At 56.4% G+C, this 26,484-nt stretch carries 19 protein-coding genes and 1 tRNA gene; 3 read left to right on the top strand and 17 right to left on the bottom strand.

The window, feature by feature from the left end:
* Window positions 1–253: 253 nt before the first annotated feature.
* On the top strand, window positions 254–1,174 hold the full coding sequence (locus AMUC_RS01010; protein ID WP_042447500.1) for a S1C family serine protease: 921 nt from the start codon (window positions 254–256) through the stop codon (window positions 1,172–1,174).
* Window positions 1,174–2,343 (top strand): PDZ domain-containing protein, encoded by a 1,170-nt coding sequence (locus AMUC_RS01005; protein WP_157738208.1) that lies wholly within the window; start codon window positions 1,174–1,176, stop codon window positions 2,341–2,343. The genes AMUC_RS01010 and AMUC_RS01005 overlap by 1 nt, the downstream gene beginning before the upstream one ends.
* 266 nt (window positions 2,344–2,609) lie before the next feature.
* Here AMUC_RS01005 and AMUC_RS01000 read toward each other — a convergent pair whose 3' ends face one another.
* Window positions 2,610–3,422, bottom strand: coding sequence for a hypothetical protein (locus AMUC_RS01000; RefSeq protein ID WP_128153396.1), 813 nt, complete (start codon window positions 3,420–3,422; stop codon window positions 2,610–2,612).
* Window positions 3,423–3,751: 329 nt separating this feature from the next.
* The gene (locus AMUC_RS00995; RefSeq protein ID WP_174254458.1) at window positions 3,752–6,718 is read right to left on the bottom strand and encodes a hypothetical protein; all 2,967 of its coding nucleotides are present in this window, start codon (window positions 6,716–6,718) and stop codon (window positions 3,752–3,754) included.
* A 300-nt stretch (window positions 6,719–7,018) separates the two neighbouring features.
* On the opposite strand from AMUC_RS00995, the gene AMUC_RS00990 reads away from it, so the two are divergent.
* Complete coding sequence (locus tag AMUC_RS00990; RefSeq protein ID WP_012419231.1) at window positions 7,019–10,918, top strand: hypothetical protein; 3,900 nt, start codon at window positions 7,019–7,021, stop codon at window positions 10,916–10,918.
* Window positions 10,919–11,149: 231 nt separating this feature from the next.
* On the opposite strand, the gene AMUC_RS00985 is transcribed toward AMUC_RS00990, so the two are convergent.
* The 15 genes from AMUC_RS00985 to AMUC_RS00915 form a co-directional block, all read right to left on the bottom strand.
* Window positions 11,150–12,712, bottom strand: a complete 1,563-nt coding sequence (locus AMUC_RS00985) for a sodium:solute symporter (RefSeq protein ID WP_012419230.1) — start codon at window positions 12,710–12,712, stop codon at window positions 11,150–11,152.
* Between the two features lie 66 nt (window positions 12,713–12,778).
* Window positions 12,779–14,386 (bottom strand): CTP synthase, encoded by a 1,608-nt coding sequence (gene pyrG / locus AMUC_RS00980; RefSeq protein ID WP_012419229.1) that lies wholly within the window; start codon window positions 14,384–14,386, stop codon window positions 12,779–12,781.
* Window positions 14,387–14,396: 10 nt separating this feature from the next.
* Window positions 14,397–15,146: a 3-deoxy-manno-octulosonate cytidylyltransferase gene (kdsB, locus tag AMUC_RS00975; protein ID WP_012419228.1), complete on the bottom strand. Its 750-nt coding sequence runs from the start codon at window positions 15,144–15,146 to the stop codon at window positions 14,397–14,399.
* Between the two features lie 92 nt (window positions 15,147–15,238).
* Entirely contained in the window at window positions 15,239–16,786 is a 1,548-nt protein-coding gene (locus AMUC_RS00970; RefSeq protein ID WP_012419227.1) for an O-antigen ligase family protein, read from the bottom strand.
* 52 nt (window positions 16,787–16,838) lie between these two features.
* Window positions 16,839–16,914: transfer RNA gene (locus AMUC_RS00965), tRNA-Ala, on the bottom strand.
* A gap of 294 nt (window positions 16,915–17,208) precedes the next feature.
* Window positions 17,209–18,282 carry a peptidylprolyl isomerase gene (locus AMUC_RS00960; RefSeq protein ID WP_012419226.1) on the bottom strand — a complete coding sequence of 358 codons (1,074 nt, stop codon included), beginning with the start codon at window positions 18,280–18,282 and terminating at the stop codon, window positions 17,209–17,211.
* Between the two features lie 24 nt (window positions 18,283–18,306).
* A complete protein-coding gene (locus AMUC_RS00955; protein WP_012419225.1) occupies window positions 18,307–19,401 on the bottom strand; it encodes a type IV pilus twitching motility protein PilT in 1,095 nt (364 codons plus the stop codon).
* Window positions 19,402–19,426: 25 nt separating this feature from the next.
* Window positions 19,427–20,509 (bottom strand): type IV pilus twitching motility protein PilT, encoded by a 1,083-nt coding sequence (locus AMUC_RS00950; protein ID WP_012419224.1) that lies wholly within the window; start codon window positions 20,507–20,509, stop codon window positions 19,427–19,429.
* A 381-nt stretch (window positions 20,510–20,890) separates the two neighbouring features.
* Window positions 20,891–21,235, bottom strand: a complete 345-nt coding sequence (locus AMUC_RS00945) for a hypothetical protein (RefSeq protein WP_012419223.1) — start codon at window positions 21,233–21,235, stop codon at window positions 20,891–20,893.
* Window positions 21,235–21,681 carry a phage holin family protein gene (locus tag AMUC_RS00940; protein WP_012419222.1) on the bottom strand — a complete coding sequence of 149 codons (447 nt, stop codon included), beginning with the start codon at window positions 21,679–21,681 and terminating at the stop codon, window positions 21,235–21,237. Before AMUC_RS00940 ends, AMUC_RS00945 begins: the two co-directional genes overlap by 1 nt.
* A gap of 69 nt (window positions 21,682–21,750) precedes the next feature.
* Window positions 21,751–22,077, bottom strand: a complete 327-nt coding sequence (locus AMUC_RS00935) for an ElaB/YgaM/YqjD family protein (RefSeq protein WP_012419221.1) — start codon at window positions 22,075–22,077, stop codon at window positions 21,751–21,753.
* A gap of 143 nt (window positions 22,078–22,220) precedes the next feature.
* Complete coding sequence (locus AMUC_RS00930; RefSeq protein WP_012419220.1) at window positions 22,221–23,225, bottom strand: MlaD family protein; 1,005 nt, start codon at window positions 23,223–23,225, stop codon at window positions 22,221–22,223.
* An 18-nt stretch (window positions 23,226–23,243) separates the two neighbouring features.
* On the bottom strand, window positions 23,244–24,062 hold the full coding sequence (locus AMUC_RS00925; protein ID WP_012419219.1) for an ABC transporter ATP-binding protein: 819 nt from the start codon (window positions 24,060–24,062) through the stop codon (window positions 23,244–23,246).
* Window positions 24,063–24,077: 15 nt separating this feature from the next.
* Window positions 24,078–24,878 carry an MlaE family ABC transporter permease gene (locus AMUC_RS00920; RefSeq protein ID WP_012419218.1) on the bottom strand — a complete coding sequence of 267 codons (801 nt, stop codon included), beginning with the start codon at window positions 24,876–24,878 and terminating at the stop codon, window positions 24,078–24,080.
* A gap of 75 nt (window positions 24,879–24,953) precedes the next feature.
* Entirely contained in the window at window positions 24,954–26,360 is a 1,407-nt protein-coding gene (locus AMUC_RS00915) for a hypothetical protein (RefSeq protein ID WP_012419217.1), read from the bottom strand.
* Window positions 26,361–26,484: the final 124 nt, after the last annotated feature.

The raw sequence follows: 26,484 nt of genomic DNA, 5'->3' as shown, positions 1-26,484 counted from the left end.
TAAACCCATCCGTGGGCCGGAGTTTATCATAAATAACCGAAATGGTCTAAGCAAAAGATGGGGCGCCATGTCGCAATCCATAGACAAAATTCTGCCGTTTTGAACGTTTATACAGTAGGGTATGTCCTATCATTCGATTATCGGTAATTTCATGATATCACTATTGAGAATGACGAGTTTTTGTTGCTTGGTCGTTGGGGGGCTTGTGTCCCTGCTGTCAGGGGGGGCGAGCCTTGCGGGGAATGTTTCTTCCATGGCGGATTTGCAGAAACATGTGCATGAGGTGGCCTCCAGGGTTACGGCTGCTACGGTGGCTCTGGTTTCCGACGGGGGAGAGACGGGCAGCGGCGTCATTGTCTCTCCGCGGGGCCTGATTTTGACGGCGGCCCACGTCGTGGGCGGCGATGAAATCATGCGTGTGGTCTTTGCCGACGGGCGCGTGGTAAAGGGACGGGTGCTGGGCGCCAACTTCACGCGGGATGCCGCCATGGTGCAAATCATGGACGGAGGAAACTATCCTCATGTGGAACTGGGGGAATCCGACGGTCTTCATGTGGGGGATTTTGTGGTGGCTCTGGGCCATTCCAAGGGATTTGACCCGGAACGCCGCGCGCCCATCCGCATGGGAAGATTGTGCACGGACGGAAAGCAGCGCTTCCTTATTTCGGAATGTACGCTGATTGGCGGAGATTCCGGCGGTCCCCTCTTTGACCTGTCCGGCAAGTTGGTTGGCATCCATTCCTCCATTGGCCCTATGTTGAAAATCAACAACCATGTCCCTGTTTCCGTTTTCAGGAGAGACTGGGACAAACTGCTCTCCGGCAGGCATTGGGGCCAGCTGGGCCTTCATCCCATGGCGGACCCCGAATCTCCTGTGCTCGGGTTTGCCATGATGGATGTGCTGGGCGTGGACGGCGTGGTGGTGGAAGACGTTGTGGTGAATTCTCCGGCGGATACCGCCGGCATCCAGCCGGGGGACGTCATTACCCATATGGACAGCCGGAGCCTGCGTTCCGTGCGGGATATGCTCCGTGAACTGGGCAGGCACCGTCCGGGGGAAACCGTTCCATTGGTGGTGGTGAGGAAAGGTACGGCTTACAAGGCGGATCTTACATTCGGCAGGCGCGGCGACCTGATGTCCGGCCTGAAATACCAGGAACAAACTCAAGGATGATGATGAAATATTTATGGGCGGCATTTGCGGCGGCTTCCGCGTATGCCCAGGAAATAGCTTCCCCGCTGCCTCCGGAGCAGATGATTGCCCCGGAGGACAAAAGCGTGCTGGACAGCCAGGCCAAGGAGATTTTCCGGGAATGGGACAAGGTGGCTGTTCCGGTGGGGCAGTCCGTAGTGGCTCTGGTTGCCGGCAATACCCAGGTGGCTTTGGGAACAGTGGTGGGGAAGGGAAAAGTCCTCACCAAGCTGAGCGATCTCCAGAAGGAACGGCGTCCGGTCATGCTGGTGGATTCTTCCGGGCGGGTTTATGACGCCAAGGTGCTCTTTGCCCTTCCGGAGCATGATCTGCTGATGATGGATGTGCCGGGGCTTCCCGCTCCTCCCATTGACCTGGATTCCTATGTGCAGGCGAAGGAAGGGGACGTGATTGCAGCCGTGTCGCCCACGGGGCATGTGAGCGACTTCGGAGTCGTTTCCGTGGCTCAGCGCAGCCTGCGGGCGGATGACCAGCCTTATCTCGGCATTGTTTCCGATCCCCGCTGGGACGGGGAGGGGGTCATGATAGGCGGCGTGGAAGCCGGAAGCGGCGCGCACCGCAGCGGATTGACGGCCGGCGATGTGCTGATGAAGCTGAATGGAAAGCCGGTGGATGGAATGTACTCCATCCGTGCCGCCATGGTCGGGGTGCGTCCCGGTGAGACGGTTCCCGTGGAAGTAAGGCGGCGGAACCAGGTGATAGAAGGAAAACTCCTCACGGGGCCCAGGCCCAGGGTGATGAAATTCCCGCAAAAGCGTCTCGACATGATGAACTCCATGGGCAACCGGATGAGCTTGAAAAGGGATGAATTCCCTTTGGTTATCCAGTCGGACATGACCTTGTTCCCGGAACGGGCTGGATGCCCGGTCATTGACGTCAACGGAAAATTTGTTGGGCTGGCTCTGAGCCGGGCCGGACGCACGGAGACCTATATCCTGCCTTCCTGGATATGCAGGGAACTGGTGGAAGGAGTGCTCCCGCAGGTTCAGCAATACCGGGCGGGACGCGGGGAAAACATTCCGGAGGCCCAGCCTGTGGATGATTCCTATGACGCCCGGCGTCTGGAGGAAAACCGGCGAAAGGTGGAGGATAAGATGAGCCGTCAGGGACTGGTGCCCAAAGTTTATTAAGCCTGCCCGGATGCCGGAAGGCGGCAGGTGAACTTTTTCGGCAAACCGCATGGCTTCGAGACCTCTTTCTCCGCCTGCCGCATTGGAGCCGCGGGAAACAGGGTGGACATTGTTCCCGTGCCGGAAAAATGTCCGGAGTGGTTTATTCCCTCAATCCATGGCGTCAGGAGAAGAAAAATAAAAAAACGGGCAGCAATGCCCGTTTTTCTGAATAATCCGGATATACTCCAGAGCAGCTTCCGGCTTCCCGGATATCGGAAGAAAATTTACTTGTCAGAGGAAGCCGCTCCCGGCCTTTCCTTGAAAATCATCAGTTCCGTCAAAACGACGGTGCGGCCGGTGGAATCCGGGGAAATAATCATAACCACTTTTCGTCCCGGGTAGGTCGTCAGCATCATGCCTCTGTCCTTCACCTTGACGACTTTGCCGTTCTTTAAACGGGTCATGTACGTCAAATTGGCGGGGGTGGTGCGGGAAATGTTGCTGTCTGTAGAGTTCTTGCCGAAAATGTAAGTGGATTTGCTGGGCAGTTCGATAGCGCTCTTTTCTCCCGAGGGAGGTTTGGGAAGTTCCAAAGTGAACGTGCGTCCGGTCAGGTTCTGGATGTAAACGCAGTTCAGCGGCAGTTCCGACTCATTAATAAAATCCAGCGTCAATTCCCCTTTGCTGTTTTTGCCGACCAGAGCCAGGGTTTTGGAGCCAAGATCGGGCGGCAGGGGCTTGCTGACGAGTTTATTGGTCGGCATGCCTTTCTGGTCCAGGCCCCCGAACAGGGTAATGATCTTGCTCTTGGGGTAAACGCTGCGGCGCCCCGGAAGGGCGGCGCGGATTTCCACTTTTTCCAGCCTTTTGGAATCAATAGGCATGTAAATGGGAGAAGGAAGAGACATGGGCTCCTTCAGAACGAACCGGATGCCGTTGACGGCGGCTGGCGGCAGGGACTTGTCCACGGTATCGGCCGCCGGAGCATTTGCTGCCGGTTGGGCCGGTTCCGGCCTGGAGGGGGTGCGGCTCTGTCCTTGGGCGAAGGAAATGCTTCCGAAAAGGCAGGTAAAGGCCAGGATGGGTAAAATACGCATATATTCTGGGTTCTGGGGAATGGAAAAAGTTTTGATACATTGCATAACCCTTTGGCGGATAACCGCACGGAGGAAATGCGGAAGGGCATGGGTATCGGCCCGCGCAGCGGAGCGCGATGGCAGGCCCCTGACGGGCTTTTATCCCTTGTGAAGTACATGAATGGGAGTAAAGGTGCAAGCGAAAAATAGGGGATTAGGGGATAAAAATCCCTGAGGGGGGGCGCTCCCTGTCCAACGGGTGCGCCGGAACTCCTTCTCCCGGACACAAAAGCGCCGCTTTCCCGGAAAGGGAAAGCGGCGTGAAACGGAATGGAAACACGCTCCCTCCGCTACACTTCTTCGGGGGACAGCCAGCGGAAGGAAACGATGTTGAACTTTCTTCCAAACGCCTTGTTCACGGCGCTCAGCTCCGTATCCTCCAGCGCGCCGCTCTTCATGTTGACCTGCCGGGCCGGAGTTTCCGGGCTGTTCACCGGATCCACGTAGTTGATCCCCCTCTGCACCACCGCTTCGCACCACGCGCGCGACAGCACCACTCCTTCGCGGTTGGCCAGCTCTCCGTAGGCGCGCACCGTAAACGTATCGTCCCTCGTCGTCAGGATGTTGCCCAGCACCGCCAGCACGTCAGACTGGATCAGGTAGCCGGGGGCGGCCGTATACACCGATCCCCTGGCCGCGTCCTGGTTCGGGTAGCCTCCCTTGGGCGCGATCACCATGTCGGAAAGTTCGTCAAACGTGCTGTTGATGGAGCTCTCGTCAATAGCCGCCTGAAGCGCTCCCTTCACCCCCATTTCCCCGCTCTGCAGACGGCGGTTGACAAAGTCGGACATGTTCAGGAAGGGGCCTCTCTTTTTGACCTCCTTGACCATGTTCCGGGCCAGGGACCTGATTTGCGTGTCGCTCAGGGTTCTCAGGTCCGACCACGCCATAGCCTCCCCGTCCGGGATGCCCTGGGTCACCCCTATCGAACCATAGTCGTCCACGTGGGACTTGTCGCTGCTGGCCACTCCGAAACGGGAAAAGGACGTCTGGGAGTTGTTGAGCACGGAGGGCCTGCCGCTCCTGGAATAGAGAATCTTGCGCTTCTTGAGCCCCAGGAGGGTGGCTTCCCAGGCGCGCTGGGAGGTGGAGTTGACATTGAATCCTCCGGCGACGGTGAGGTACTTGGAGGCATGCTTGTAGCCTTCGTCCGTTCTGGCGAGTTCTTCGACGACAGCTTCCGAGGGTTTGCCCTGAAGGTCGGGCAGGAAGCGGCGGTTGGCGATACCTGAAGCCCTGTTGGATGAAGCGTCCGTAGAGAAAGCCTGCTGAAGCACGGTTTTAAGTTCTTCCCTGCCCGTGCCCCCAAGGCTGGAAGGACGGGCGGCCAGGGAGGAGGCGAACCAGGAGTCCCAGAGGGCGTCGTTGATCATCAGGCCGTGGTCCCAGAAGTCCCCCAGGGCGGCGTCCCCCATGATTTCGTTGTGGGAGAAAACCTTGTCGGCAGGAAGCATGGGATCGGCAAAAGCATTGCCGATGCCTACGCCCGGCACGCCGGACTGGTAGGCGAAGCGTTTGGCGATAGCCGCCCTGGAGTCGCTCCTGTACCATCCCGGGGTGAGGCGGCATCCGGCAAAGCCGGCCAGGCTGGAGGGCTGCTGGAAGGGAAGCTCCGCGGCGACAATCTTGTTGACCTGCTCGGCTCCCGGTCCTCCGAAGGGGGAGAGCCTGGTGCCGTCATTGGAGAGGATGTTGGAGATGGTAATCGGGAAGAAATCGCTGTTGGCGTTCTTGACTTCAAACTGGTACGGGCTGTAGAGGCGCCCCAGTTCGGAGGCGGTGGGCATCTGGCCTCCCCAGAAAAGGGGGCTGGAGTGCTGCCATGTCTTGGCCCGGTAGTCCTTGCCCTCCGGATAGGCTCCTATCACGGGGGGCTTGCCCCATTTTACCGATACTCCATAGTAGGCGATGAAATAGGGGAATGGACCGTTCGGCTCAGGTTCTGCGTATTTGCCGCGTTTCGTGCCATCTTCATCGTCATTTCTTTTGAAGTTAATCCATCCATCTACTGGCATTTTTGTCGCCTGCATGATTTGTTCCTCAAATCCCCAGTTCAGATTGAGCATCGTTGGGGACATCTTAGAAAAAACGACAGGGTCCGGTGTGGAAGCCCCGCTTAAACGTGTATCTTTTCCAATTTGGCTGGCGTCCATAATGCCAGCACCCATCATGAAAGTTCCCAATTTTTTGGAATTGGAGTTGTATTCGTCCGTATACTTATGGCACAGAACATGATTGGGAGGAGTTCCCAAGGAGGTATTTCCTCCATTCCCTATCAGGTCATTATCCGTTTCCGCAAAGCGGGCCCAAAACGTGTACTTATTCTCTGTTGGATAGCCAGATCTTTCAAAGTATTGATATTGAAGACCTGTGTATATATTAACGCCATAAGAAACCATCTCACTCATGTCTTGCGGCCACCCTTCTCTAAAAGCAAAATTATCCGTTCGAATATCATATCCCCCACTTTTAGATTTATATACAGCACCATTTTGAATTTTGTTGGTACGAGTTGTAGATGGTTGGGAAAAAACAACGATTTCTCCTGCTTTAAGAACAGATACCTCTCCTTTCACTACTTCTCCTGTACCGTCGTTCAGCCGGGAAGTTTTCCTGTAAGAGGCACCGAAATCGGCTACCTGCCGATCATGTATAGCTCCGAAAGCCCCTTGCGTATATGGCGTCAAAGGATGCTCCGTATACATTTTTAAGCTGGAAAGAGGTCCAGAGGAAGCGATGTTATCCGCAAAAAGCATGGGTTTAAAACGATGTTCGCCAAAGTAAGAGCCCCATGGATTTCCTCCGGCTCCCTGAAATTTCATGTCCACATTATACGGATTCCACCAGACATAAACAAGAACGACTGATACAGCTGTGTTAATCCAGCCTCCGTTTTGAGATTGCCGATCATTCTTTGTTAAATAAGAACCGATAAAATTGTAATAACGCAGCAGGATGGGATGGCGCATGTACGTGTAGCGGTTGTCCATCATCTCCAGGTTCGCCGCGGCATCCGCCGCAATCAGCGTGCTGGGAGCGCTTCCGTTCCATTGAAGGGTGGCGGAGGCATCCTGGCCTTCCCTCTTCGTGGAGGAGTCCCACACGTTCGCCCAGAGGTAAAGCTGGTTCCAGGAGCCAATCGGCCGGTTCCGGTCCGACGGGTTGCCGTCCTCGGACGTGTACGGACGCAACCCTATGTCCGCCGTATCGCCACGAAATTCCGCAGGCAGTTTTTCTTGAGAAAATATGATATTCAAGTCTTTTTTTAATCCACCGAATTTAGAATCCGATTTTTCTATAAAAATCATAATATAAACCTTTAAGAACGGAATTGGATAAAAATGCGATTTTTCTTGCCTTATTTTTCTTTCCAATTGTCCCGGAGCCTGTTTGCTCTGCTCAACGTGTGCCCTGTTGAACCAACTTTGAGCTTGCATGAACTGCCTCTTTTTTGTATTGGCTAGAGTTAAGAATTGGCTCTTCGCACCTTTGTGACAGCAGAGGTTTTTCCTCCTCACACTCGAACGGAAAGGGGCCTGCCGAAACCCATCATTTTCATGAAGATCAAACTTTTCACTAAACGTCCTGTCAGGCATGTCAGCAAGGGGTTTGCCCTGATTGCCACCATTACCCTGATGATGCTTTTAGCCCTCCTCAGCGTCGGCCTTTTAACCATTGCATCTTCACAGGTCCGTATTTCCGAGAAACAGCTTTTTGCGGCGGAGGCCAAATCCCTCGCCAGATTTTCCCTGGAAGTAGCTTTGGGCCAGCTTCAGTGTGAATTGGGCCCTGACCAGCGTGTTTCCGCCAATTCCGGCATTCTTTCTTCCGGAACCAGCGAAGGAAACGCCCCTTATATTCTGGGTGTCTGGAACAGCTGGGATTCCTGGCTCAATACGAATAACTCCGAGGGTATGAACATCTCGGCCACCTATGATACAGGAAGAAAATCCATGTTCCGCCGCTGGCTCATTTCCGACCCTGATTTGCGCAGGCTCAGTTCTCTGGAAGCGGGTAAAAACCTGTTGGGCAAACGTTCTCTCTCTAACCAGAACTTCCGCAGCGTCGCCCTGGTGGGACCAGGCACGATAGGGACACCCGTTGGAGCCAGGAATCAGGATAAAAAGGAAATCTACGCCCGCATGGTGCGCGTAGATGATTCCTCCAAGACCACAGGACTGAAAAAGAATGCTAACTCCCGTAAATATATAGCCTGGTGGGTCACGGGGGAAAACCAGAAAGCGCGTATCAATTTGATGCCGCATGCTTCTGAAGAAAGTACGGATGCCCTGACGGTGCTGCGTTCCACCTGGGATACGCCCGGCCCCGATCTGGAGTCTCTCAATCTTTCTTCCGTAATGACGGCGGGATCCGGGAACGACATGTCCGCAGTCAGAAAGCTTATCTCTCTTGATTCTCTGCTGGCCAACAATAAAAACGGACGTTTGAAGGATTTGGGTGACGTTTACCACGACATCTCTCTGGTTTCTTCCAGTTTGCTGACGGATTCTAAATTCGGCGGTCTTAAGAAAGACCTCAACATTATGTTTTCCCAGGAAAAACTTCCTGAAGAATTTCGCGGCGATACGGCGGACATAGGGTTGCGTCCGTACACGTCCGAGGACGGCAACCCGTCGGACCAGAACCGGCCGATCGGCTCCTGGAACCAGCTTTACCTGTGGGCGAACGTGTGGGACTCCTCCACGAAGAGGGAAGGCCAGGATGCCTCCGCCACCCTTCAATGGAATGGAAGCGCTCCCAGCACGCTGATTGCGGCGGACTCCGCAGCCAGCATGGAAATGATGGACAACCGCTACACGTACATGCGCCATCCCATCCTGCTGCGCTTTTATTCCTTTGTAGGACTTAACTACGTCAAACACGGCAACAAGCATCCCAACCGTGGAGGATGGATCGACTTCCGTATTGCCGTCATTCCCGTGTACGTCTGGTGGAATCCTTATAATGTGGATATGAAGCTGACCGGGGCCAACGGAGGTGTCTGGGGCGCCTACTTCGGCGAGCACCGCTTCATGCCCCTGCTGCTTTCCCATAATGTTAAATTCGCATGGAACCAACTGGATGAGAATGCACTCTCCAATTATGGAGAATCCTGCCTGATCCCCTATTTGAACGCTTCTTATAACAACCGCCAGGTGGCGGATTTCGGCGCCTCTTTCCGAACTACGGCCAAACTTAACAGTGACGGTTCCACCGTCAAGGGAGAGCCTTCCACCTTGAAAGCAGGCGAGATCGTCGTCTTTGCCCAGCCGGTCGTTTCCAATATCGCCAACGGTAACGAAGTTTACAAAACAAAGCCCAACAGCGGTGATTTCAAACCGGACAGATTCCCGCTCAAAGAGGGATGGTCCCAGGAACCGGGACAAGTCAGCTCTTATGCCGTCAACCTGACGGACGGCGTCCGTTATGAACTTCTGGACGGCAGCGGATATAACCAGGTAGGTATTGCCAAGGCTTCCGTTATCTTCGCGGAAGATACCAGCCGGCTCAACGGAACGCCGGACAATCATGTTCTCGCCGTCAAATACGGAGACAAGGGTGCCTCCAAAGCCCTGGGAACCTTCGTGATGGGGGCCGGCCTGATGGATCCCAACAAAATGAACAGTTCCTCTTCCCTGAATGGGAAAAGCACGGCGGAAATAGAAATTTTCTCCAAGACCATGCCGGCCATCCTCAACCTGAACTGGGGTGCCTGGGAAAAACCTCTTGTTGACCAAATTAAACTTCCCGCAGAAATGTGGGAACGCAACGAAGGGACCAATGAAGAAGCTAAAAAAGCGGGCGAATACGGCACGCCCTCTTTGGACTCCACGTTTGTCGCCTACTATGGAGTATCGGTAAAATGGGGCAAGCCCCCCGTGATAGGAGCCTATCCGGAGGGCAAGGACTACCGGGCCAAGACATGGCAGCACTCCAGCCCCCTTTTCTGGGGAGGCCAGATGCCCACCGCCTCCGAACTGGGGCGCCTCTACAGCCCGTACCAGTTTGAAGTCAAGAACGCCAACAGCGATTTCTTCCCGATTACCATCTCCAACATCCTCTCCAATGACGGCACCAGGCTCTCCCCCTTCGGAGGACCGGGAGCCGAGCAGGTCAACAAGATTGTCGCCGCGGAGCTTCCCTTCCAGCAGCCCTCCAGCCTGGCCGGCTTTGCCGGATGCCGCCTCACCCCGGGATGGTACAGGAGCGACTCCAGGGCGGCTATCGCCAAACGCTTCGCCTACCAGTCCGGCGTGCCGGGCGTAGGCATCGGCAATGCTTTTGCCGATCCCATGCTTCCTGCCGACAAGGTTTTCTCCCACAACGAAATCATGGGGGACGCCGCCCTGGGGGACTTCTGGGACCACGGCCTGATGATCAACGACGCCCTCTGGGACTCCTGGTTCGCCTCCTCCCTGGCCGCCCGTCCTTCCAGCCTTGGGGGCACGGGCAGGGAAGAACTTAAAACCGTGCTTCAGCAGGCTTTCTCTACGGACGCTTCATCCAACAGGGCTTCAGGTATCGCCAACCGCCGCTTCCTGCCCGACCTTCAGGGCAAACCCTCGGAAGCTGTCGTCGAAGAACTCGCCAGAACGGACGAAGGCTACAAGCATGCCTCCAAGTACCTCACCGTCGCCGGAGGATTCAATGTCAACTCCACCTCCCAGCGCGCCTGGGAAGCCACCCTCCTGGGGCTCAAGAAGCGCAAGATTCTCTATTCCAGGAGCGGCAGGCCCTCCGTGCTCAACAACTCCCAGACGTCCTTTTCCCGTTTCGGAGTGGCCAGCAGCGACAAGTCCCACGTGGACGACTATGGTTCGATAGGGGTGACCCAGGGCATCCCGGACGGGGAGGCTATGGCGTGGTCGGACCTGAGAACCCTGAGCGACACGCAAATCAGGTCCCTGGCCCGGAACATGGTCAAGGAGGTCAAAAAGAGAGGCCCCTTCCTGAACATGTCCGACTTTGTCAACCGCCGTCTGCAGAGCGGGGAAATGGGGGTGAAGGGAGCGCTTCAGGCGGCTATTGACGAGAGCTCCATCAACAGCACGTTTGACGAACTTTCCGACATGGTGATCGCGCCCAAGGGAGGCTACCCGAACCAGGACGCGGCCAGGGGATCGGTGTATACGGCCGCCCCCGGCTACCTGATCCAGTCTGACGTGCTGGCGGTGCTGGGCAACATCCTGACGACGAGGGACGATACGTTTACGGTGCGCGCCTACGGAGAGCTGGCCAACCGCGAAGGAGTGGTGCTGTCGCGCGCGTGGTGCGAAGCGGTGGTGCAGAGGGGGATCAACTACGTGGATCCGGTGAACAGCCCGGAAACTCCGGCCCGGCAGGTCAACATGAAGAGCGGCGCGCTGGAGGATACGGAGCTGAGCGCCGTGAACAAGGCGTTTGGAAGAAAGTTCAACATCGTTTCCTTCCGCTGGCTGTCCCCCGAAGAAGTGTAGCGGAGGGAGCGTGTTTCCATTCCGTTTCACGCCGCTTTCCCTTTCCGGGAAAGCGGCGCTTTTGTGTCCGGGAGAAGGAGTTCCGGCGCACCCGTTGGACAGGGAGCGCCCCCCCTCAGGGATTTTTATCCCCTAATCCCCTATTTTTCGCTTGCACCTTTACTCCCATTGACGGGGCGGTTTGAAGGGGAATGCGGAACATGAACGTGGCCAAGTAACGGCGTTCACCGTTCAGCGCATGGGAAGGCGGCGTTTTCTGAAACAGAAGCCGACGGTAAAAGTAACCAGAGTTCCGATGGTAACGCGCCACGGAAATGCTATTTCCGGAACATATTGTTGCCAGCCGGAGGGCAGAGGGATGAGTTCCGTCAGTAAAGCGATGACAAAGAATCCTGCCGCCATGGCAATGATGTTTCCTGAGTCGCTGCCTCTGGTGCGGGTCAGCATTCCCAACAGGAAAATGCCAAGCAGGGAGCCATAGGTATAGCCGAAAATGCCCAGGGCTATTTGGATGATGCGGACTTCCGGGTGATGCACCACATACCACGCTGTGATGGAACCCACGAGGATGAGCAGCAGGGAGAAAACGGCCGTTCCCCAGCGCACGCACCGGAGCAGCTGCCGTTCCGTGGCTTCCGGTTTGAATATCCCCTGGTACCAGTCCTTGGTGGCGGTAGTCGCCAGGGAGTTTAGAGCCGTGGAGAGGGAGCCCATGGCCGTCGCCAGAAGTCCGGCGATCAGCAGCCCGCGGATGCCGTTGGGAAGTTCATGGATGATGAAGTAGGGAAACACATGCAGCTGCGGCGTGTCTGCAGGGAGGTTTGCCGGGTTGTATTGGTAGAAGACATAGAGAAGAATGCCCGTGAAGAGGAAAATGATGACGATGGGGAAGTCCAGCAAGCCGGATACGATGACTGCACGCGTTCCCGCCTTGCTGTTTTTTGCCGCCAGCATGCGCTGCACCATGTCCTGGTCCGTGCCATGCGTAGCCATGGTGATGAAGGTTGCTCCCAGGAAGGCTGCCCACACCGTGTATTCCTGGCCCAGCACGCGGGCGCCTTGTTGGAGGAAGTCCAGGCCTTCTCCGGTTCCCCAGGAGAAGAATTTCCAATCGTCTCCGCCATTCATGGCGGCGGAGATGGAGCTCCACCCTCCGGGGATATGGGAGAACAGTACCCACAGGGCGGAAAGCATGGAGACTCCCAGAACGACGGCCTGGAGGACGTCCGTCCAGACGACGGCTTTCAATCCTCCGATCGCGGTATAAATTGTCGTGGCGACGGAGATGGCAACCAGGGCGGCAATGTAGAGCAGGACAATCTGGTCGGCGTCTGCCGTGACGCCTGTCAGGAACTGGTAGGCAATGACCAGCAGAATGCCCGCGAAATAGAGCCTGGTTCCGCTGGCGAGCACCCGGCTGATCAGGAAGACCATGGAGGCTGTCCGCCGCGTCAGGAGCCCGAATCTTTTTTCCAGGTATTCATAGATGGAAACAACCTTGTAGTCATAATAGGGCTTGAGAAAGAGCCTGCCGACGATGATGCGGCCCAGGATGGTGCCGATGCAGAGCTGGGCGTATGTGAAGTTGCGGGTATGGTACCCTTCTCCGGGAGCCCCCAGGAAGGTGGCCGCGCTGATTTCCGCCGCCAGGATAGAGGCCAGAATAGCCCACCAGGGCAGGGAGCGGTTGCCCAGGGCATAGTCTGTCAGGGAGTTTTGCTTTCGTCCCGCATAAATGCCAATGCAGAAGATAGCAAGAAAGTAAATGACGATGACGAAAAGGTCCGTGAGCATGCCTGGAAAGAGAAGGCCTTTTCCGGAATGGAAATTCCGGAAAAGGCCCCGGGCTTAATGAAAGGGTCAGGAGTGGCTCTTGTGCTCCAGCGCGGCTGAAACCAGGCCGGAAAAGAGCGGGTGGGCCCGGTTGGGAGCGGACTGGAATTCCGGATGGTACTGGCAGGCGATGAAGAAGGGATGATCGGGAAGTTCCACGACTTCCACCAGTCCGTGTTCGTCATTGACGGCGCTGATGACCAGCCCCGCGTTTTCCAGTTCGTCGCGGTAGGCCGGGTTGAATTCGTACCGGTGGCGGTGGCGTTCCGTAACGCTGTCCTTGCCGTAAAGCTTGTGCGCCAGCGTTCCGGGCTGGATCAGGGCCTTGTAGGCGCCCAGGCGCATGGTGGCTCCCATGGCCTTGATGCCTTTTTGCTCTTCCTGGAGGCTGATGACTGGGTGGGTGGTTTTCTGGTCGAATTCCGTGGAGTTGGCGTCATCCATGCCGCAGATGTGGCGTGCGTACTCAATGACGGCCACCTGCATGCCCAGGCAAATGCCCAGGAACGGGATTCCTTTGGTGCGCGCGTATTCCACCGTCTGGATTTTTCCTTCAATGCCGCGGTCTCCAAAGCCGCCCGGCACCAGAATGCCGTCCACGGAGCCAATCATGGCCTCCGCGCCCTTTTCCTCAATTTCTTCCGCGTCTATCCGGAGAATTTCCACGCGGGCGTCATTTTCCGCACCGGCGTGAGTGAAGGATTCATAGATGGATTTGTAGGCGTCCTGGAGAGCGATGTATTTACCTACTACGGCAATCCTGATGGAGTGGCTGGGGCTGATGACCCTGCCGACGTAACGCTGCCAGTCCGCCAGATTGGGCGCCGGAACGTCCAGTCCCAGCCGCCTGGTGACAATGCGGTCTATTTTATCCTGGCTGAGATCCAGGGGGCATTCGTAGATGGTGTTTTTGACGTCGCGGAAGGCAATGACGTTTTTGGCTTCCACGTTGCAGAACATGGCGATTTTGCGGCGTTCGTCTTCACTCATGTCGTATTCCGTCCGGCAGATGATCACGTCCGGCTGGATGCCGATTTCCCGGAGCTTGGCGACGGATTGCTGGGTGGGCTTCGTTTTCATTTCCCCGGCGGCCTTGATATAGGGGAGCAGGGTGACGTGAATGAAGCAGACGTTGTCACGGCCCACTTCCAGGGCGAATTGGCGCAGGGCTTCCAGGAAAATGTGGCCTTCCATGTCCCCGACCGTGCCGCCGATTTCCGTGATGATGATGTCCACGTCTGATTTTTCCGTGACTTCATAGAGGCGGTTTTTGATTTCATCCGTGACATGCGGAATGTATTGAACCGTTTTTCCCAGATAGTCTCCCCGGCGTTCCTTCCGCAGCACGCTTTCAAAGACCTGTCCGGAAGTGAGGTTGTTGAGCCGGGAGAGGCTGCAATGGACGAAGCGTTCGTAATGGCCCAGGTCCAGGTCCGTTTCCGCTCCGTCGTTCAAGACGTACACTTCCCCGTGCTGGAACGGGCTCATCGTTCCGGGGTCCACATTCAGGTAGGGGTCGAATTTTTGAAGGGTTACCTTGAGTCCGCAGCGTTCCAGCAGCGTGCCGATGGATGCCGCCGCCAGTCCTTTGCCGAGAGAGGAGACAACACCGCCTGTGACGAAGATATATTTCATGATTTGCTTCCTAGTGTATGTTTAATAAGATTTGTTCCACCTGTTCCGCCTGTTCCGGCGTATCCACGCCCACACTGACGTGGTCCGTCAGGATGACCCGGATTCTGGCCCCGTTTTCCAGTGCGCGCAGTTGTTCCAGGGATTCCGTCTGTTCCAGGGGGGTCGGGGCCCAGCGCACATAGTTTTCAAGGAAGTCGCGGCGGTAGGCGTAAATACCCAGATGGCGCAAAGGCGGTGCTACGCGGGGGTGGCGGGCATAGGGAATGACGGAACGGGAGAAGTACAGGGCGTCTCCGTTACGGGCAAGGGCCACTTTGACAATGTTCGGGTTGTCCAGATCCTCCCGGGTGCTGATGGGGCAGGCGACGGTGGCCATGGAGAGGGCTTCGTCCGAGACCAGGGCTTCCGCCAGCCTGTCAATCAGGGCCGGGTCAATGAGAGGTTCGTCCCCCTGAATATTGACGACATGGGTGGCGGCAGGGAAGGAACGTACCGCTTCCGCCAGGCGGTCACTGCCGCTGGGATGGTCCGGAGAGGTCATGATGGCCCTGGCTCCAAAGGATACGGCGGCGTCAAAAATGCGCTGGTCGTCCGTGGCGATGGCGATGGCGTCCAGGCGGGAACAGCGGCAGACGCGTTCCCATACGTGCTGGACAAGAGGTTTTCCTGCAATGGGATGAAGGGGCTTGCCCGGAAATCTGGAGGAACCCCAGCGTGACGGAATGAGGCCGATGATATGATGGGAAGTATCTGCTGCCATGGGAAAAGGAACCGCCCCGAAAGGTAGCAACTCCCTTTGAATTAGTCCAGCCTCAAGCATAGGGGACGCCTGTTTTTCCCGGGAAGGAACAGTCAGCCGGAAATGGATGCCGTTGCGGCGGCTTGCCGTTTTTCCTGTGTTTTCCGGATCATGAGCGGCATGTATTCCTTGCGGACATGGAGAGATACATAGAGGCCCTCCCTCTTGGCGCAGGAGTAGAGTACTTTGATGATGGCCAGGGATATGATGTCCATCGCAATAGTGATGCTTTCCCCAAAGATCAGGAAAAAGAAGATTGGTTTGGTGAAATAGACGGCGGAAACATACAGGATGCCGAGCTTGTATTGATGGTTGCGGTAAATTCTACTGACGATCCATGCGTAGGTCATGCCAACGACGGACAGGATAAGGTACAGGGAAATCCCTATGTAGCCGAGCGTTTGAATCGTGGAAATGGGGCCGCTGTGCCATTGGCCGTTCCACGCAAAGGCGCTTTGGTCTTTGCTCAGGTTGTAGGCTTCTTCATATACATTGGCTTTCACGATGCTGATGTCCCGTGAAAAGCCGTCTCCGAATATTTTGTCCTGAATAAAGTGTTCACGGTCATCCAGAGCCCAGCTCCACATTTCAAAGCGCCAGTTGATGGAGTCTTCGGCGTTTGCCTTGGCTTGCGCGCTGACGTCCAGGAAAGGAACGGCTGAGAGGGTTCTCTGGATGCCGAAAGGCAGAGAATGGAGCATGCCCGCAGAGGAGAGCAGCAAGAGCAATAGCACTCCGAGGACGGGAGCCAGAAGGCAGAAGAACCATCTTCTGTAAATTAGGGATATGGTGAAGAACAGGAACAGAACCTGGGCCATGGCGGAGCGAAATCCGCTTAACAGGATGCCAACGGTTCCAAGAAGAAGCAACGCCCCCCACCAGGGACGCTTGATCATCTGCCACACGGAGTAGTTGATGATGAGCAGCTGCATCACCAAGATAGAAATTCTGAGGAAGGAAGAGTTCCGGGAGTTTTCGGAGAGTGTGCCTGCGGAGCCCGCGCTCGCGGCAAGATCCGCCCCGGCGCTATCCGGAGAAAGGAGGCTCCGGGCGGTTAGGATAAGGGTAAAAACGATGGTCAGGAAAACAGCCCATTGAAGCACCTTGCCCAGTTCATGGCTGGTCGTTTTTAACGAGGATAGGCAGAGATAGGCCAGGAGGGCCTGGAGGAAAAGGATGTATCCCTTGCCTCCGTAGTAGTCTTCCAGCACATCCAGCCCCAGAGCGAAAGGGTGGCTCAGGAAGATATAGCCCACGTGCATGAACAGCACGAGGACGACAGCGTCCAGAAGGGGGGCGGAATTCCACGTCAAGCTTGAACGCCTGAGCATGGCGTTCCACAAGTAACAAGGAAGGGTTATTCCGTAAGCAAGAAGGGGAGCGTAATCCCTTAAGGAGGGGATGGGCAGGAAAAGAATGGGTATCAGTATCCACAGATACCACACTTTTCCCTTCATCAGGAATAAGGCGGCCAGGATAAAGGGGGAAACAGCCAGAACTATAGAAAAGGGATCGCCGTCCGCCGACATGATGCCGCCTATGATGGCTAAAAGAATGGCAACGACTGAAACCAGTACAATTTTAAATAAGTTACCATTCATAAGGCTACCCGTTATTCCCGAATAAAAAACAGTAGCGGGAAAGAGAGATGGATGGTGGAGTATAGGGGATTCGAACCCCTGACCTTCTCATTGCGAACGAGACGCTCTACCAACTGAGCTAATACCCCGTGGGAAATACCGGAAAGAATTTAGTTCATCCCGCGTTTGAAAGCAAGCGGAATTCGTCAGGAAAGGCAAATAAGAAGAAAGATGCCGCCTTTCCTCATCTCGTGCGGGTGTTTCATGACTGCCGGAGGCCGTCCGCAGGGAAGATGGCTATTTCCGGGAACGCCCGGCTTTTACGGGAAAGGAGGAACGCCCCGGTCTGGAAGCCGGAGGGCCTGCGGGAATGTTCAGGTGTAAAGGCAGGCGGGCCTGATGTTTCCGATTTTTGCGAAGGCCCGTTTGTCGGAATTGGGGCGTCAGCGGCCCTGCTTGTTTTTAATGCGGTTTCTGAGATGGGCTTCTTCAAAAAGGCCGTCCATGTACAATCCCACGGCTTGAGCTTTTCTGAGGCTCCGGGCTGCATCCCTCAGGGCCGGAAGCGCTTCTTCATAGGATGGCGTTTTCCCTTTTTTGACAGGGGATGCTTCCACAAGGTGCCACCCCCACCGGCTTTTGAGAAGTACCGGCCTGTTGTCCGGGACGTCTGCCAACGCCAGACCCAGGGTTTCCTTGGCGCGGGCGGGGCTTATCCAGCCGAGTTCCCCGCCTGCGGGAGCGGAACGTTCGTCTTCACTGAATTCCCTGGCGAGCCGGGAGAAGGATTCCCCTGCCTTCAGCCGCTCCAGCAGCGTTTCCGCGGTTTGCCGGACCTGGGCTTCTTCCCTGTTCAGGGTAGCCAGGAAGATGTGCCTGGTTTTCCGCAGATCAGGAGGGGTGAGCTGGTCCCGGATCAGGTTGTAGTAGGTTTTCAGGTCTTCGTCGGACGCTTCCGCCGCCTGGGCGGTTGCCCGGTAGAGCTGTTCCGTCTGTTTGAGCCTGGCCGCTATTTTTTTTTGAAATTGTTCCTGCGTCAATTTCTGACCATGCAGGGTTTTCAGGTATTGTTCCGTGTCTCCGTCAAAACGGGACCGGATTTGTTCCACGGCGCGTGCCGCTTCCGCGTTGCGGTTGGGGAGCTGGAGGTCATTGACGCTGGTTTTCAGGCGCAGAAGGGAGGAGCCGATCAGGTCATACCTGGCCCGCGGAGCCAGGTCGCCGGGGATGTCCAGTTCATGAGTAAGTTTGATCCCGCCTTCCATATCCAGCACGGGAGGCTGGCGCAGCATTTTCAGTTCCGTCATTCTTCGGGAAAGCTGGTTGGCGGTGACGGGTTCCCCGTACACTTCCGCTATCCGGGCGGAGTTGTCTCCTGGCGGCCCCGGCAACGGTTTCAGGTACGCGTCCATCCTGCCGGCCAGAAAGCCGTGCCAGACAAACAAGTCTCCCACCAGATAGAGCAGGAAGGCTCCATAAATCACAAGCCTGAGCGTGAATTTTCCAGTGGGAGACATGGCAGGAGAAGGAGGGCAAAGAGCTTAGTTTCCGCCGCCGGAGTCTGCCAGGCGGGCGGATTCCGGAGGAAGGAAGTTGCGGAATCTCTTCTTTTCAATGCACTTCATGTAGGCTTCTTCCGGGGAGACGATGCCCTGTTGGAGTTTTTGCCAGATGGCGTCATCCATGAATTGCATGCCCATGGCCTTGCCGCCGACGATGACGTCAGGGATTTTCTGCGTGGCGCCTTCACGGATGATGGCCGCCACGGCCGGCGTGGCAAAGAGAATTTCATTGACGGCTACGCGCCCCGGTTTGTCGCTGCGCTTCATCAAGAGCTGCGCCACGACGCCGCGGAGGGAACCCGCAAGCATGGTGCGCACCTGGGATTGCTGGTCAGACGGGAATACGTCAATGATACGGTCAATGGTTTTGCTGGCGTTGTTCGTGTGCAGGGTGCCGAATACCAGAAGGCCGGTTTCCGCCGCCGTGAGCGCCAGGGAGATGGTTTCCAGGTCGCGCATTTCACCCACCAGCACGATGTCGGAGTCTTCACGAAGGGAAGCCCGGAGGCCGTCTGCGAAGGAAGGCGTCTGGAGAGGCACTTCCCTCTGGGTGACGATGGATTTTTTATTGGGATGGACGAATTCGATAGGTTCCTCCACGGTGATGATGTGCCGCGCCTGGTTGCTGTTGATGTAGTCGATGATAGCGGCCAGCGTGGTGGATTTACCGGAGCCGGTGGGCCCTGTGACCAGTACAAGGCCGGATCTCATATGGGCGAATTCCTTGACGACCGTAGGCACGCCCAGTTCTTCCAGCGTGGCTATTTTGGTGGGAATGAGGCGGAAGACAGCCCCCAGGCCGTGCTGCTGCTTGAAGTAGTTGCAGCGGAAACGGGATGTTTCATCCATTTCATAGGCAAAGTCCAGGTCCCCTTCTTCCAGATATTTCTGGAAGGCCTGGGGATCGCATATTTCCGCGAGAAGGTTTTTGAACGCCTGGCCTTCCAGATTTTCGTCGGAGATGGCGGAGATGGTCCCGTTAACGCGGACTTTAGGAGGCTGGCCTTCGCTGAGGTGAAGGTCGGAACCGCCCGCTTCTACGAGGTATTTGAAGTATTGGTCGATGACAGCCATAACAGGAGTGTTTCAAAATTAAAGGTTACTTGATTCCCAGGAAGGATTTCATGATGGTTTTGTCTTCCGCGCGGAAGATGCAGTCTTCCGTGGTGATGAGGCCCGCCTGGTGCAGGGCCCGGAGCGAGTCGTCCATCAGGATCATGCCCTGGGCTTTCCCTGTCTGGATGCAGCCGGGAATCATGAATGTCTTGCCTTCGCGGATGCAGTTGGCGATAGCCGGCGTATTAACCAGCATTTCAATGGCTAGAGCGCGGCCGTTGCCGTCTGCTCTGGGAACCAGCTGCTGGGAGATGATGCCGCGCAGGGATTCGCTGACCATGATGCGTATCTGGTCGCGTTGTTCCACCGGGAAGACGTCCAGCACGCGGTCCACCGTACGGGCTGCGGAACCCGTATGCAGGGTGCCGAGCACCAGGTGGCCGGTTTCTGCCGCCGTGAGCGCCAGGGAGATGGTTTCCAGGTCGCGCATTTCGCCCACCATGATGACGTCTGGGTCTTCACGGAGGGCTCCGCGGAGGGCCCGCGCGAAGGATTCCGTATGTTTATGCACTTCACGCTGGTTGACGTGGCAGTTTTTGGAGGGAATCAGGTATTCGATGGGGTCTTCAAGCGTGATGATGTGGTCGTGGCGGTCCTGGTTGATGAAATCCACGATAGAGGCCAGCGTGGTGGATTTACCGGAACCTACGGAGCCCGTGACTAAAATGAGACCGTTGGTGTAGCGGGTGAGGGGCACCACGTATTCTGTCGGCAGGCCTATTTCCTCCATGGTGCGCACCCGCGTGTTGATGATGCGGAAGCAGATGTCATAACCCAGGCGCTGTTTAACCACGGATGCGCGGTAGCGGCCAAAGTCATTGGCGTAGGCGAAGTCCACGTCCCCCCGTTGCTGAAGGCGGTTCCATTCCGGGTCTTCCAGAAAGCCCCTCGCCAGCACTTCCGTGTCCTGGGGCGTGAGATTGGGCGCTTCCTCCCAGATGGGGAGAAGCTGGCCGAACCGGCGCCAGGTGGGACGGCTGTTGACGGCAAGGTGGATATCGGAACAGTCATAATCCTGTCCAAGTTTGAGATATCCGTCGACGTGGGGCAAAATGTATTCGCTCATGTTGTGAATGCAGCAAACTGATAAAGCTGCATACTAACGAAAACAGAGCTTTTTTGACCAGCAAAAAATGTCTGGGTACCGATTTCCGTGAAAGCGGCTTTGCCCTGTTCCGCGACGGGTGAGGAATTTCGAGAGGGGAAGTTTTGCGGAAGAGCTGCGGGCGTTTGTTTCCGGGGAAGGGGAGGATGATGGAACGGGGGGGCTGGCGCGGCAGGCCGGCTTTTTACGCCAGGCATGATTTATTGTTCCCTGGAAGACGGGAAGGATATGGGGCGGTTCTCATTTAACGGCGCGGGAACATCCCCATTTTTTACGGCAGCGGAGTTCCCGAACCTTTTTCAAGAAGTGGCAGAAAACCGCTGTATTGGCCTGAAAAGCCTGTTATTTGAACAGGTTGAGGAATTTTTTGCCGGCCAGGCCGATCCCCATTTTTTTCAGGGAAGGGAAAGCCAGGGTAATCAGAATTTCAACGATGAAACGGAAGATGGAGGAATTAACCCAGCTTCCGGAAGTGCGCGGCTGCGGGGGAGGGGCCGGATTGCTTTTTTTCCCCGCAAACATGCGGATGAGAAGAACGCCTCCCACCGTTCCGACAATAGAGCCGATTACAGGCAGGGACATGGCCTTTTTTTTCAATTTACGGAAGTGGTCGGCCTGCTGCTGTGTCTTTTGCACCAGGCTGTCCGCCTCATTGACGATGTCCAGCCGGGAGGAAGCTACCCGCATCAGGAGTGCGAGCTTTTCTTGAGAGCCATTTGCAGACATGATAAATCCGTTTTAAGTTCTTCCGCCGTCGCCGGAGCGATAGGCGTTACATGGGTTCGGCTGAAAAGGATGAACCCGGCTGCGGCGGCCAGGAGATGAAAGCCCGTGGTTACGGCAAGCCCAGCGATGATTCCCCAGAAATACGCCATGACCACAGTCAGAAGGCACCACAGAAATAGATAGCCGAAGAAGGCCATGAAGGCGCCCATCAGGAGAAAGGCCGTTTTTTTGCCCAGCCTGTTGGACGCTTCCTTCAGTTCCAGTTTGAGCAGTGCGGCCAGGGCTTCCGCATGGGCCAGGGCTGCCGTCCCGGTTTCCCGGAGGGACCGGACCATGGCCATCCCTTCTTCCTTTTCCTCCACAAGGGGGGTGACGAAGGTTCGCTTGAGTTTGTCGATCAGTCCCATGGTTCGGTTTGAAAGGGGAAGGAGGACGCCATGCGCATGGCACGCATGGCGCGGGATGAAGGGAGAGGGTTAACGACGGCGGATAAGCAGACCGATGAGAAGGCCCACGCCCATGGCAATCAGCACGGACTGGGTGGGCTTTTCCTTCACGTATTCTTCGCCTGCTTCGTGGAACTTCTTGGCCTTGTCACGGATGACTTCTCCCTTTTCCTGGGCGTAGTCGCAGATGGTGCTGGCCTGTTCCGTAGCCGCCTTGCGGATTTGGTTTACTTTAGCTGCGGCGAAAGCCCTGGCCTGTTGAAATCTGGTGACGGCAAGCTCGCGGGCGGAAGGGCAGGAGCAGGAAGTGTCGTTTGCTGCTGCGGTCGTTTCAAGTTCGGTTTGGTTGTCTTGCATGGTTGATTAGAGTATTAAGGGTTGGTTCCTGTTGAAAAACATGTCGACTTACATGTTTTCGCCTCTCACATTGGAAATTATTTAGCACGCTTCCCACTATTGGCAAGTGTGTAAAGCGGCTTCACCCGGAATTGTGCGGTCTCTCAGCGGCGGCTTCCTGAAAAACCGCCGCGGGGGTCCGGTTTGACTTGGGGTTCGTTAGGATTCCGGTACCTCAGAATGCCGTAATCCCTCAGATTGCGGATGAATTCCTGAGCGTTGGCCCGGAAGCGAGCATCGTACATAAGCAGCCCAAGAAAGCCCTGGTTTTTACGTGCATCAGCCGTGAAGGAGGAGATTTGTTCAGATGCTTTCCTCAGAGCGGCCAGCGTAGGGGGGATTGCCTTGACGGCGGGGTCCAGAGTGTTGAGCTTTTCTTCAGCTCCGGCAATGAGTTTGCGGGCATCCCGGACGGTGTCTTTCATGGCCGCGACCGAGGAGCGCGTTTCTTCCATGAGGCCGGGGAGCTGTTCTCCCGCCCGGTTTATTTGAGACAGTACGCTGCCGAGGTTCTGGATGTTCTCCCGGTTCAGGATGCCCTCGTTGATCAGCCTGGTCGTCTGGGCCAGCCCTTTGGCCGCCTCTCCGATATTGAGGATGGCGTCGTCAATGTTGTCCGAATTTTTCTCGATTTGCTTGAGGATTTTCAGGATTTCCTCTGTGGCGCCCACGGCATTGTTTTTGATTTTGCTGAAATCGCTTTCCGGCTGACCGATGATGGTGGCATGGGGAAGGATGTATTCATGCGTGGGCTGGGCCGGAGGGACGATATCGATGTATTTGTCGCCCAGGATGTTCTGCATGTCCACCCGGAAGACGGACCCTTGCTGGATTTTCACGTCGCTCTGAATGCTGGCTTCCAGCATGACTTCATTGCCGGAAGGCAGGAGTTCAGGGGCTTTGGTGACTTTCCCCACCGTGACGCCGCCCAGGCGTATCTGGGAATCCTTGATGAGCCCCGCCGCATCTTTGAAAATGATGTTGATGGGGTAGGTTTGCTCCTTGGATGTTTTGATGTTGCCGAATCCCAGGATGACTCCGATAATCATCAGGATCCCGGCGATCAGAAAGATGCCTACCCAGGTTTCCGGTTTAAGTTTCTGTTTCATGGCTCTGTGGCAAGATGGTTATTGTTTGCGTTCCCGTTCCGCCCGTTCCAGCAGAACCCGTTGGAAGTTTTCATTTTTGCCGGACAGGGCTGCCCAGTTTTCCCCGGAGTCCCCGTACAGGAATTTTTGCAGGATTTCGTCTTTGGAGTGCAACAGTTCTTCCGGAGTTCCCGTCCAGTAAACCTCACCGTTTCTGAGATAGACGATTTTGTCCGCGATGCGGATCACGCTGGGCATGTCATGGGAGACAATGACGGTGGTGATGCCTTTGTCCTTGCAGATTTGCCGGATGAGGAAGCTGATGCTGTCCGTAACAATGGGGTCCAGGCCCGCGGTGGGCTCGTCATAGAGCAGGCATTCCGGAGTGGTAATGATTGCCCTGGCTACGGCGACGCGCTTGATCATGCCGCCGGAGAGGCTGGCCGGCATTTTTTCCTGTTGTCCCAGCAGTCCTACGGAATCCAAAGCGGCTGAGATACGGGTGTCCAGTTCGTTTTCATCCCTGATCCCCGCCTCCCGCAGGGGGAAGGCTACGTTTTCTCCCACGCTCAAGGAATCGAATAAGGCTCCCTGCTGGAACATGAATCCGATGTTGCTGCGGATTTGCTTTCTGATTTTTTCCGGCGCGCCGCTGATGCGCCTGCCGTCTATTTCCACATAGCCGTCCAAGGGGTCCATCAGGCCGTCCAGATGTTTCAGAATGACGCTTTTCCCGGCTCCGGAACCTCCTATTAAAGCCATCAGTTCTCCCTTGCCCACGTCAAAGCTTACGCCTTTCAGCACTTTCTGGGTGCCGAAGCTTTGTCTGAGCTGATGGACGCGGATGAATGGCTGCATGGCGGAGGGGAAAGGCTATCTCATGAATCCCATGGGGAAGAAAGAGTTGAGGATCATGGTCAGGATAAAGTTGGCGATGAGCAGGGCCACGGAAGCGTACACCATGGCCTGCATGGTGGATTTGCCTACGCCCACGGCGCCGTTCGTGGTGTTCAGCCCCTCCCGGCAGGAGATGGTGGAAATGATGAGGCCGAAAGCAAGAGCCTTGACCAGGGCTACGATGATGTCCCCCATGGTGACGAATTTGCTCATGAAGTGCATCCAGTAGGCCTGGTCTACGTTAAAGGCGGTGACGCTGACGATGTACGCGGAGGCGATGCCCACCAGAACGGCTTCCATCATCAGGATGGGCATGGAAATAAGCATGGCCTGTATCCGCGGCTTCACCAGGTAGTCTACCGGATCCACATTCATGGATTTAAGGGCATCCACCTGTTCCGTGACTTTCATGGTGCCGATTTCCGCGGCCATGGCGGATCCGACGCGCCCCGCAAGCATCAGCCCGGTGATGACGGGCCCCAGTTCCCGGAACATGCCCACGGCGACGACGGCCCCGCCCATGGTTTCCATTCTCACCGTTTGAAGCTGGAATAGTGTCTGGGCTTCCAGCACCGCGCCGGTGAACGCGCCGGTGATGATGACCACCGGCTGGGATTGTACCCCGATTTTTGCAATTTGCTCCACAAGCACGCGCATCCGGAATTGGCCGGACCACATGCATGAAGCCACTTGATAAAGCAGCAATCCGATTGACCCCAACCGGTCAACCAGCCTTAAAGCGGCGCGGCCGATCATGGTTGCTACATGGAATTGCATGGCTTCTACTAATCACTTCTTCCTCTTCAAGAGCAAGCGCAATGTATGCCACGGGAGGAAAAGGGAGGTTCCGCGTCAGTCTGCCAGCCGATGGATATAAGGCGTTTCCTGCGTTCCGGGGATGGAGCGCAGCATGAGGCGCGGCGGCAGTTTCAGGCGTGTCCATTCGGATGCGCGGGCCTGCCGCTGCAGACGGCGGATTTCCCTTTCCGATTCCGGGAACCGATTCGCCAGCTCCGTGGCGGATTCATGTTCCCGGTGCAGGCGGATGAGAAACCCGTCGCGCCTGGCGGCCTCCGGAGCGGGAGAAATAAAACCGGGGAACAGGTTTGCCAGTTCCGTTTCGTATAAATCCCCCAGCGGCATGAAATCCGCGGCTAAAGCGGCTGGAAGAAAGCGGGGCGCCGTCATGATATCCGTCCCCGTCAGAGAAGAGAGCAGCAGGGCGCCTTCTTCTTCCGCCCATTGGCGCATGAGCCACGCGATTGCAGCTTTTTCGTCCAGCCCTCCGGCTTTGGCAGGGAAAGAAACCGTCCGTACGCCAATGCCAGCCGTGCCGGCGAAGGCTTGAACTCTTTCCCGTGTTTCTTCCGGAATGCCGGGCAGGGAGGGGAGGAACCCCGTCACTTCCAGAGAGGGGCACGTTTCCTTCAATAGTTCCGCCAACAGGAGGGATGCGGAATTTTCCAGCAAATTCAGGCAGACGGCCCCGTACCCGCTTTTCAGAATGAAATCTTCCATTCCTTTGCGGAGGGCGTGCCGGAGCTGTTGTTCCGGGGAGGGCAGGGGGGAGTCCGTTCCTGTGGAGTTTTCCGGTGAGATGACGGCGGAATCCCGTTCAAAAAGACGCAGCCGTTTGAGAAGATTTTCATTGCCGGACCATACGGAAGATGCGCCGGGCAGCAGAAACGGACCTTCTCCCCCGGCCAGGCGGGCCGTGAATACGGGCAGGCCTGTTTCCCGCGCCGTCAGGTGGGCTTCTTCCTCATCCTGTTCCAGCAATCCCTCATGCCATGCATTGGCAGGCGTGCGGAGCAGCAGGCATGTGGCGGAAACGTGCGGAGGAGGAATTTCTCCCCACGGGGCGATGGAAAAAACTGCCTCATCCTCCGTTCTCCAGATGCCAAAGACGGGAACGCGTTCTTTTCCATGCGGGGAGGGAGGGATAACGGCCTGCCGGGGAAAGGAAAGGCCGTTCCTCAACAGGTGGAATCTTATGCCTTCCGCGTCCGTCGCTCCCAGCAGCAGGGGGACGTCCGCTATTTCCCGTGCCAGATAGGCCAGGGTCGCCCGGTGCTGGGTCCGGAAGCCGCTGCGCAGAGCCAGTTCCCCGGTATGCACGCCGCTGAGGGCCAGCGGCGGACAGAGGACGAGCTCCGCGCCTGCGTCCAGGCAGGAACGGTACAGTTCCACGATGGTTCTGAGATTTCGGGGAAAGTGGCCGGGAATGGTTTCCGGTTGGATTAATCCTGTCTTCAGCATGCGACGGAAAGGTAGACCATTACGGGGTGGCGGGCAAGCCGGGATGCCCGGAGGTCTGCCCGCCAGGCATTTACCCATGCAGTTTTTATCGCAAGGAGCTTGTCATTCACGGTCTTCATGGTAT

Source organism: Akkermansia muciniphila ATCC BAA-835 (genome assembly GCF_000020225.1).
Taxonomy (GTDB): domain Bacteria; phylum Verrucomicrobiota; class Verrucomicrobiia; order Verrucomicrobiales; family Akkermansiaceae; genus Akkermansia; species Akkermansia muciniphila.
The sequence above is the reverse complement of the archived record's forward strand: the minus strand, read 5'-3'. Positions and strand labels throughout refer to the sequence as shown.

Excerpts from the sequence above, each read along its gene's own strand:
- AMUC_RS00970 (WP_012419227.1), bottom strand. The coding sequence starts at position 16,786 with ATGAATGGTAACTTATTTAAAATTGTACTGGTTTCAGTCGTTGCCATT.
- AMUC_RS00985 (WP_012419230.1), bottom strand. The coding sequence starts at position 12,712 with ATGCTCACGGACCTTTTCGTCATCGTCATTTACTTTCTTGCTATCTTC.
- AMUC_RS00920 (WP_012419218.1), bottom strand. The coding sequence starts at position 24,878 with ATGCAATTCCATGTAGCAACCATGATCGGCCGCGCCGCTTTAAGGCTG.
- AMUC_RS01000 (WP_128153396.1), bottom strand. The coding sequence starts at position 3,422 with ATGCGTATTTTACCCATCCTGGCCTTTACCTGCCTTTTCGGAAGCATT.
- AMUC_RS00940 (WP_012419222.1), bottom strand. The coding sequence starts at position 21,681 with ATGGGACTGATCGACAAACTCAAGCGAACCTTCGTCACCCCCCTTGTG.
- AMUC_RS01005 (WP_157738208.1), top strand. The coding sequence starts at position 1,174 with ATGATGAAATATTTATGGGCGGCATTTGCGGCGGCTTCCGCGTATGCC.
- AMUC_RS00955 (WP_012419225.1), bottom strand. The coding sequence starts at position 19,401 with ATGGCTGTCATCGACCAATACTTCAAATACCTCGTAGAAGCGGGCGGT.
- kdsB (WP_012419228.1), bottom strand. The coding sequence starts at position 15,146 with ATGGCAGCAGATACTTCCCATCATATCATCGGCCTCATTCCGTCACGC.
- AMUC_RS00930 (WP_012419220.1), bottom strand. The coding sequence starts at position 23,225 with ATGAAACAGAAACTTAAACCGGAAACCTGGGTAGGCATCTTTCTGATC.
- AMUC_RS00960 (WP_012419226.1), bottom strand. The coding sequence starts at position 18,282 with ATGTCTCCCACTGGAAAATTCACGCTCAGGCTTGTGATTTATGGAGCC.
- AMUC_RS00925 (WP_012419219.1), bottom strand. The coding sequence starts at position 24,062 with ATGCAGCCATTCATCCGCGTCCATCAGCTCAGACAAAGCTTCGGCACC.
- AMUC_RS01010 (WP_042447500.1), top strand. The coding sequence starts at position 254 with ATGGCGGATTTGCAGAAACATGTGCATGAGGTGGCCTCCAGGGTTACG.
- AMUC_RS00935 (WP_012419221.1), bottom strand. The coding sequence starts at position 22,077 with ATGCAAGACAACCAAACCGAACTTGAAACGACCGCAGCAGCAAACGAC.
- AMUC_RS00945 (WP_012419223.1), bottom strand. The coding sequence starts at position 21,235 with ATGCGGGTAGCTTCCTCCCGGCTGGACATCGTCAATGAGGCGGACAGC.
- AMUC_RS00950 (WP_012419224.1), bottom strand. The coding sequence starts at position 20,509 with ATGAGCGAATACATTTTGCCCCACGTCGACGGATATCTCAAACTTGGA.
- AMUC_RS00915 (WP_012419217.1), bottom strand. The coding sequence starts at position 26,360 with ATGCTGAAGACAGGATTAATCCAACCGGAAACCATTCCCGGCCACTTT.
- AMUC_RS00990 (WP_012419231.1), top strand. The coding sequence starts at position 7,019 with ATGAAGATCAAACTTTTCACTAAACGTCCTGTCAGGCATGTCAGCAAG.
- pyrG (WP_012419229.1), bottom strand. The coding sequence starts at position 14,386 with ATGAAATATATCTTCGTCACAGGCGGTGTTGTCTCCTCTCTCGGCAAA.